The sequence below is a fragment of the Oleiphilus sp. HI0123 genome (genome assembly GCF_001635315.1).
This window is the reverse complement of the sequence record NZ_LWGE01000950.1, coordinates 1-7,330: the sequence shown is the minus strand read 5'-3', so window position 1 is coordinate 7,330 and position 7,330 is coordinate 1. Positions and strand designations below refer to the sequence as shown.

Annotated in this window: 7 protein-coding genes; 3 read left to right on the top strand and 4 right to left on the bottom strand. The window is 38.8% G+C overall.

What is annotated here, in order from left to right; all coding sequences use genetic code 11:
• Together A3761_RS08245 and A3761_RS08240 are read right to left on the bottom strand one after the other, a co-directional pair.
• Window positions 1–720, bottom strand: a 720-nt coding sequence (locus A3761_RS08245) for a hypothetical protein (protein ID WP_156491744.1), incomplete at its 3' end; no start/stop codon positions are given.
• A 139-nt stretch (window positions 721–859) separates the two neighbouring features.
• Window positions 860–1,324, bottom strand: a complete 465-nt coding sequence (locus A3761_RS08240; protein ID WP_068567971.1) for a hypothetical protein — start codon at window positions 1,322–1,324, stop codon at window positions 860–862.
• Between the two features lie 644 nt (window positions 1,325–1,968).
• Between A3761_RS08240 and A3761_RS08230 the strand changes: the two genes are divergently transcribed.
• Window positions 1,969–2,550 carry a hypothetical protein gene (locus A3761_RS08230; protein WP_068567926.1) on the top strand — a complete coding sequence of 194 codons (582 nt, stop codon included), beginning with the start codon at window positions 1,969–1,971 and terminating at the stop codon, window positions 2,548–2,550.
• 132 nt (window positions 2,551–2,682) lie between these two features.
• On the opposite strand, the gene A3761_RS08225 is transcribed toward A3761_RS08230, so the two are convergent.
• Both A3761_RS08225 and A3761_RS08220 read right to left on the bottom strand, forming a co-directional pair.
• Window positions 2,683–3,360 carry a tyrosine-type recombinase/integrase gene (locus A3761_RS08225; RefSeq protein ID WP_068567925.1) on the bottom strand — a complete coding sequence of 226 codons (678 nt, stop codon included), beginning with the start codon at window positions 3,358–3,360 and terminating at the stop codon, window positions 2,683–2,685.
• Between the two features lie 398 nt (window positions 3,361–3,758).
• Window positions 3,759–4,577 (bottom strand): hypothetical protein, encoded by an 819-nt coding sequence (locus A3761_RS08220; RefSeq protein WP_068567924.1) that lies wholly within the window; start codon window positions 4,575–4,577, stop codon window positions 3,759–3,761.
• A gap of 108 nt (window positions 4,578–4,685) precedes the next feature.
• On the opposite strand from A3761_RS08220, the gene A3761_RS08215 reads away from it, so the two are divergent.
• Together A3761_RS08215 and A3761_RS08210 are read left to right on the top strand one after the other, a co-directional pair.
• Window positions 4,686–5,459 carry a hypothetical protein gene (locus A3761_RS08215; RefSeq protein ID WP_068739747.1) on the top strand — a complete coding sequence of 258 codons (774 nt, stop codon included), beginning with the start codon at window positions 4,686–4,688 and terminating at the stop codon, window positions 5,457–5,459.
• Window positions 5,459–7,330 (top strand): hypothetical protein (locus tag A3761_RS08210; RefSeq protein WP_156491743.1); only part of this gene is annotated, 1,872 nt, incomplete at its 3' end. The genes A3761_RS08215 and A3761_RS08210, both read left to right, overlap by 1 nt.

The following is a 7,330-nucleotide window of genomic DNA, read 5'->3' as shown; positions in this document are numbered from 1 at the left end:
AAAAGAAGTTATTGTACAATTTTCGGCGTTTCGACGTCCGCAAGCAGTTTCTATGCTGTTGTAACCGTTCACTTTAAATACTTCTTTTTTACCGTCATATTTTTTAATCACGGCTTTGGTAATCTTACTAAAATCTTGCTTAAAACCGTTTTTATTTAGGCCTAGTTGAATGAGCTTTTCGTCCTTGTATTGTGCACATACAATGCCTCGTGGAACCTTGTAGTGAATAGTTTGAATTTCTAGCGTTGGCGGCTCATAGTTCAAGAAATCCTGAAATTCATCAGAGCTAAATAAATTCCCAACAATAGCCTTGGCCTTTCGATATTGTACTGAGTCAATGCGTTCTTTAAACAAGCGTTTCACATGCGGTGCTGCATCCTCTTGAATCCAGCTGCTATACACTCCTGTATGTAACAAGAACTCCTCTCTCCCTTTTTGATTGCGTAGGTCTTCAAGGTCATGATCAAATCTGACACTATACTTAAAAAGGTCAGCATCGATTTTGTCTTTCCACGCTCTAGATTTTTCGTCGTGCGGGTAATAACTGAAATAATGATTAACGATATCTTCTAAGGTGCAGAGCTGTTCTTGACCTGGGGATAACACTTCATACTTAACATCACTCTTACTGGACCCGAACTCAAATTCAAAAGGGAGTTGGGCCGCAACAGAATCTAGACTTACAAACACTAATACGGCAGAAAATAACGCTAGCTTCATTTAGATGCTCCTTTTAAACTCTATTAGCAATTTAGTAATTGCAATCGACACGTATAAAAACAAAAGCAATACTTTGGTCTGATACATTATTTTTCCGGCTTTCCGTTTAAGTTGTTTCTCTAACATGTACTCATTTTTATTAACTCAGCTCATCAAAAATAGAAGAGCCGATAATGGCTGATAAAAAAAGCGTCACTCCTATAACTACGAAATTTCCAATCATACTATTCACCGAAAAAATGGTACTAAACAGTAAATAGAGCATTAAAAATGGCATGCCCCCCAACAACACAGTTAGAATTATCCTATAAGATATATTTGATGAGGCATCAGCTTTTATAACCAAAGCTGACATGATAAAGCGCGAGCAAACACCAAGCAAAATCGAAGATACAAGAACGATTGTAAAATTAATGTCGGTATTATTCTTAAGAACGCTTAGTGCTCCCAAACCTATAAACAAAAAGGGTGACTCCCTAAGCAAAGTCCAGATAATACCGACAACATCAATATCTATATTCTCATTGGTATTTTTCACAGACTTGCTTTTAAATGCACCTTCACGATCAAGTCGGCGCATTAGCTTCTTATTTACAGGAAACATTGCAAAAATCCTTTTCCGTTTTCCGTATTTTATTTGTCGTTCTCGCTTAGAAATTTAAACCTGGCTCAAGATCCCGTTTAGGATTGTTCCGCTTACAGCAATTTTTCTCGCCACATTGTGGACATTCGCACTGCTTGATACAGCCACCTATTTCAACCATTCCGCTAGGGCCAACGCAATCATTTAACGTGCTAGCTATCTTGGCTCCACAGTTCCCGCAAACAATAGCTTTTATGCCCTTATCGAATTTCGCCTCGAAGAACTTTTTGCTGCTCATATCTAAGTTTTTCCGTTTTTCCGTTTTTCCGTGCATTAGCATTTTCTATGATACTAACGGATTCCATTGGGATTCTCTATAGCAATAAGAGTGGAGAGTATATTGGCAGAAGCGCTCGTGATCTTGCAGCAAGAAAGTCCGCATTGCTGTCACTCGAAGATTAGTTTTTTAGTATAAAACAGCCAACTATCAGCACCTGATAGGGACTGTTGTTTCAACACATCTTTCCTTCTAGCTTTTAATACTGGCTTAAACGAAATTTTCTAATCCGAATCGAAAACCCATGATTGATGATTGAGTTAATTGCGTATTTAATTACACTCCTTCTTTAATCAAATATAGTCAAAACTAATCATTAGGATCACAGATGGTTCGAACTAAGAAAGTCGGTAATAAGCTTGCTGTCAAAGGAATAGACACTGGCAGAGCACTATTTGGGGTTGTTGCAATACCGGTTTTCTTTGTCTTGTATTTACTCACATTTATTTTAATGGAGCGAAATCAACAAGTCGGCGAATATATAGAACTTTCCTTGATAGTTGTTCTGCTACTTATGGTTGTAGCTTTTATTCTATCACTTCATAGCTACAGAAAATCAGCCGGACTAATATTCCTTTTCAATAAGAGTAATGGAATTGTTGAAGCTTTTAGACATAAAGGATTAGTCTCTAAGTATTCACTAGGAAGAAATGTGAAATTAAAGCTCCAACGCGCACAGGGTATAGTCTGGACGATTGGTGGAGGGAGTGAAAGGCTACTTACTTACCACGCTGTATTAAATGGTAGCAAGGGTGAGGTATGGATTGGCGCTTCTGCTTTCACGCAAAGAGGATTGCTAAAAAAAGTTAAAGTCATTAGTGACTATTACAACGCTCAACATGAAGTATCGGAAGACATACTGAATACTTATGAAGCTAGTGTAAAATACAAGCAACTTCGAAATACATAATGGTTCTAAGCCACCTTATTATAGCAATCTAGCCAAACTAGGAATAACCTCCAACGGCAGAAATTGGCACACAAACGACACAATAATGTGCTGAGAGATGCCAGCGTAATGTTCACAGATGGTCTACTTTAGTTAGAAACCTTCAGAAGCGATATATTCCATATCTACGGGGTCAGTATCTAATAGCTTTTCGGTAGTCTCTAGGCTTTTATTGCCAAGTAAATGATGTATGTGGGCTGTATCCAAACCTTTGCGTTTAAGCACAACGGCGAATGTTCTTCTCCCAGAAAGTATCGATGGCTCTTGCACACCGGCCTTGGATAGTAATTGCTTCAAATGTCTGTTTAATGCATCACATGTATAGCTAACGCTGCCCCTATTAGTATCCCTCTTAGCAATACTAAAGCCTCGCCATCCTGGTTCACCACGTCCTTTGTTTGTACAAAATAAGGGCGAATCTGGATCTAGGGAAAGGAAATAATCAGGATGATTACCCAATAATATCTTTTCTTTTATTCGGTGATCTAAGTACGCAGCTAAATATTTCCTAACCTTGGCATTCTTTAAAAACACATGACGCTCATCACCATTGAAAGAAACATTCCCTCGTATAACGAACTCTCGACAAAGCTTTCCAGAACGATGCAAAACATCTTGGATCTGAACACGATTTATTTCTAGAGTTGTCATTGGCGTACCCAAGAAAAGAGCAAGCAGGCACAAATCGCGCTCTGGTTGAACGCTTGTTTCTTTGGTGACTTTAAAGATCCAATCCTTCTCAGATTGATTGATAAAGGCAGGCAATCCCATGTAGTTATACTCTCTCTATACCCCTCTATACAGACATAGCGTAATTTACTAGCTATTTGATTAAAAAGGAATCATTTAAACCTGAGCCAGCGAAACACCCAGACTCTTCAAGCTTCCACGGAAAATAAGACTGTTAACCAGATTCAAAAAGCACTTGCGATAGAAGACAAGATAAGCTCATAGTAACCTGAAATAATTGGTACGGAATGCCGACATAGAAAAGGTCATAATTAGTGTGAATTAAAACCACTAAGCTTTTCTAGTGATGAGCTATTTATTTGGCTATTTTGCGGACATCGTGAACTCAGCAGAACATCACTTTATATGTTCACCATAAAAACTAAACTCTCTCAGAATACTAGTTCTGCGAATCCCAGTTACGCTTTCACAATCAAAACTCAGAGAAGCTCGTTTATAATCACATCGGGGTTACTTACGAAGCGGTCTAGTTCCAAAAACTCTTCTTCGTTTGCACTAATATTTTTGGATTTTGACAAAAAAGCAGCTTCTACCGCAACTCTCGGAGTGAGCTTTGTTTTTCCATTTTTCATGCGGCTAAGTTGGCTTTGCGTAAGGTTAAGTAGCACGCATAACTCTCTTGTATTTTTTGCGCCTTTTGCGCGAGCGATAAAATCCAATACATTCTTGGCGTGCTCTTCGTCCTGGTGAATAATTAATTCAATAGCTATATACAGCTCGCGATTTGAAGATAGAGAACTGGAAAGCTGAGAAATCAGTTTTCCCCATTTTTCTGCATCAGCCTTGTATAAGATTTCAACAAGCTTGATCCTATCTTCTTGATCTAGTGATTGCTCTGCAGCAGTCTCATATTTCGAGTTGAGATGTTCATAAAACGGAGCTACCACTTTCAAGGAACATTCGTCTGTGATTAATCGTAAAATAGTATCGGCTGAAACTTCACACTCTGGCTCTCGGACAAAAGGAACATCATCAATTCCGCGCAAAAATTGACTGTTACTAGCATCACGAACTTTTTTCGCTAGGTTATCAGGTAACAATGCCTCTACCCCCCTACGTGCTGCAGCAAACCCAAGCTTATCTAGAATAACTAATCTTGCTCGCCAAGGGAGACTCCCCTCTTTTCGCTCAACTTTAGTAATAGTTGCAAGGGGGATGCTCAGCCGCTCAGAAAGAGCGTTAGTTGACTCAACATCAAACTCTTTTTTTAGCCTTTTTATAAGATCGTAATCAGACACAGAATTATTACCTAGATTTAACACATCAAACCATTGCTATTATGCTTGCATAATGATCAGATATTATACAACGCAACTAAAACAACAACTTTTATTGACCACTGAGCTATGACAACTTCAAAAAAACAAAAAGACCCAGAAATACTTGCCATAAATTCTAAGCTAAAGGTATCAGGACAAACAGTTGTTGTTCAAGTCTCACAAATTAGTGGAATTAAGACAAGAATTAAACCTTCGTCTCAAATATATCTTCCGCGCCATAGCTCACTGCACAAGATTTTATTACGTCCTTATAAAGCTGATAAGTCACAATATAGATTGGTAAACCACTTATCGCCCTGTATTCAGACACACCTTGCCCAATTGAAACCTGATGTAGTAATAGAAGCATTCGCTCTTTACTCACAGAATGAAGTTCAAGATAGACTTGATGACTTCGTGTTTGGCGAACTCGCCAGCATATTACCTAAACCACTGAACACAAAAGTGACTAGAGACGTCATAGAAAAAATGGTTCATTCAAAAGAGTTACTAGATGTAGTTGTTACTGGTTTCGAACTTGAAGCTCGCTCACCCAATGCATTTCCGACTAAGGTCATTGCCAAGCTATTAAACACAGCTCCAGGGACTATCGCGACTATTGTCGATGAAATAGAGCTAGCGCCAAAATGGAATGACTACGCGAAATTAAACAATTATTTTGACTACCGCACGATGATTAGGACACTAAAAAAAGACAAACAGAAGAGTAAAGAGAAGAACTACGAAAAAGGGTTCATTAAACGGCTTAGGAAGCTCGAGCGCAATTCTGAAAGATTCGTCTCTTTTGCTGAGGGTTTTCATAATACTGCATTAACAATCACTCAGAATTTAAAAGCATAATGGACTTTCTGTCGCAGCGTTATGTCGACTCTACGGAATTCGTTTTCAATAATGTTGAAATTCCGGAGCACTTGCATCTCGCAACGAAAATACTTTTTCAACACTGTTTGCCGCCGCCGTCCTTGCGATATATTAAAAAGCTCTTTTCAATACTGGCTGAGTGGCAGATTGACGCTAACTGGTGCGTTAGCAGTGAGCGAAAAAAGATCCATAAATTGATTAATACGATCCCCGAAAATGCAGATACAAACAAGAAGATATCTAAGGTTGGAACAAACTACCCTGTTTATTTCGGAATTACACAAGTTCACCGGCTGAGAGAGAAATCCTGGGCTTCGAACGATATCAACCTATGCATTGACCTTTTCGTTAAGAAAATATTTGCCAACACAGAAGTTGCTGAAAAACTCGTAAGCCTTGATAGCTATCATGACGATGTTTATACCGTTAGAGATGACATAATTATGAACATGGCTTCGCGCAATAACCTGCAAGTTCTCTCGAATACCGATAAGAATGAAGATTTTAAATTTGAACGGACGTTTACCCTTGATCATAACGTCCGTTTAGTGGGCGGCCTAGCTATGTCATTCATTCCCGAGACTCACTCAACATTTTGGGATAACCCACCAGAAATAGTAATCAAATCGCGTCCGCCCCGTAAAAAGATTACACACGAAATTGATGATGAAACAAAAGATATCGAGGAAATTGATACAAACCCATTCGGATTTCTTGATACAAGGTCGCAGGCATTATTCAAACGCAATGTTATAAAAGATTTTTCTAAGGAGAATATCAGAACTTTTTCGGATAGAAACCAGCTATCACGGCAAGTCATTATTACGTACTTAGCGTACCTAGCAGATAAAAACAAAATCACTTTTTTTACAGTCGCTTTATTAAGAGCGGCATTAGGCATTGAACAAATGAGGTTGTTTGATCCTCAAAAAAATAAAGACCATAAAGACTGGGTAATTAAATTTCATGACAACAATACGATTTCATATCTCGTAAGTAATGGTGCAACCGATTTCGCTAGAGAAAAAGGGAAAGGTGCGACTAAAGCAGCTCATGTAACTGTAAGGTTGCCCGCTACCTTGTATGAGCTCCTAAAAACAGTTTTTAATAACCAAGATAGCAAAATTGACCAAAGCGGCGTACAAAAAACATTTAAGCTTAAGCAAGCCGGCTCAGTGCCAACACTCAATCGCATAACTAGATCTGCCCACATTATATATCGATTAAAACATCTTGATGAAAACGCTTGTTTTGTACTCAGCGGCAACATTCCGGTCTATCGGCGAGCGTCAAATAGTTACATCGCTACCGAAAATACCCATCTAGCTACCAACTTTCTTAAAATACTTAACGATATAATACAGGACGTTAGCGAAGTAACCGATAACGTATTAGTTGCTAAAATCAAACACGACACAACAGTCCTATTAGCTCATAAAGGTCTAGAATTTCAGAGATACTTAGTTGGATCTCAATTGGCGGCACAGGCCCCATTCGACTTTTACGCAGGATGTATAAATCATCTCAGCACGCTAAACCTGAGCTCAATCGACTCTCGCGCTAATCAAGTTGAGAAAGCACTTCAAATACTGTCTCAGCATGAGACGTACTTCTATTTTTTACTACAATTTTCGAATGCCGGTCGTGCCGTAGGGCCTAACACGATCTTAAAGGAAGCTGATGGATACACACTATATCGAGAAAAATCTTCTAGGCACTATAGCGAACATAAATTTCTCAACACTTTAAAACTAGTCACGCAGCAACTCGACCAATTGATTCAAATGCGTCAGAACGTTTACTTATTTGTACAGACATTAGGGTATCTAATTCCAGCCTTCGTCGAAACG

What these genes read in the sequence shown, in the direction of transcription:
- A3761_RS08240 (WP_068567971.1), bottom strand. Translation starts at nt 1,324, where the DNA reads ATGTTTCCTGTAAATAAGAAGCTAATGCGCCGACTTGATCGTGAAGGT.
- A3761_RS08230 (WP_068567926.1), top strand. Translation starts at nt 1,969, where the DNA reads ATGGTTCGAACTAAGAAAGTCGGTAATAAGCTTGCTGTCAAAGGAATA.
- A3761_RS08225 (WP_068567925.1), bottom strand. Translation starts at nt 3,360, where the DNA reads ATGGGATTGCCTGCCTTTATCAATCAATCTGAGAAGGATTGGATCTTT.
- A3761_RS08215 (WP_068739747.1), top strand. Translation starts at nt 4,686, where the DNA reads ATGACAACTTCAAAAAAACAAAAAGACCCAGAAATACTTGCCATAAAT.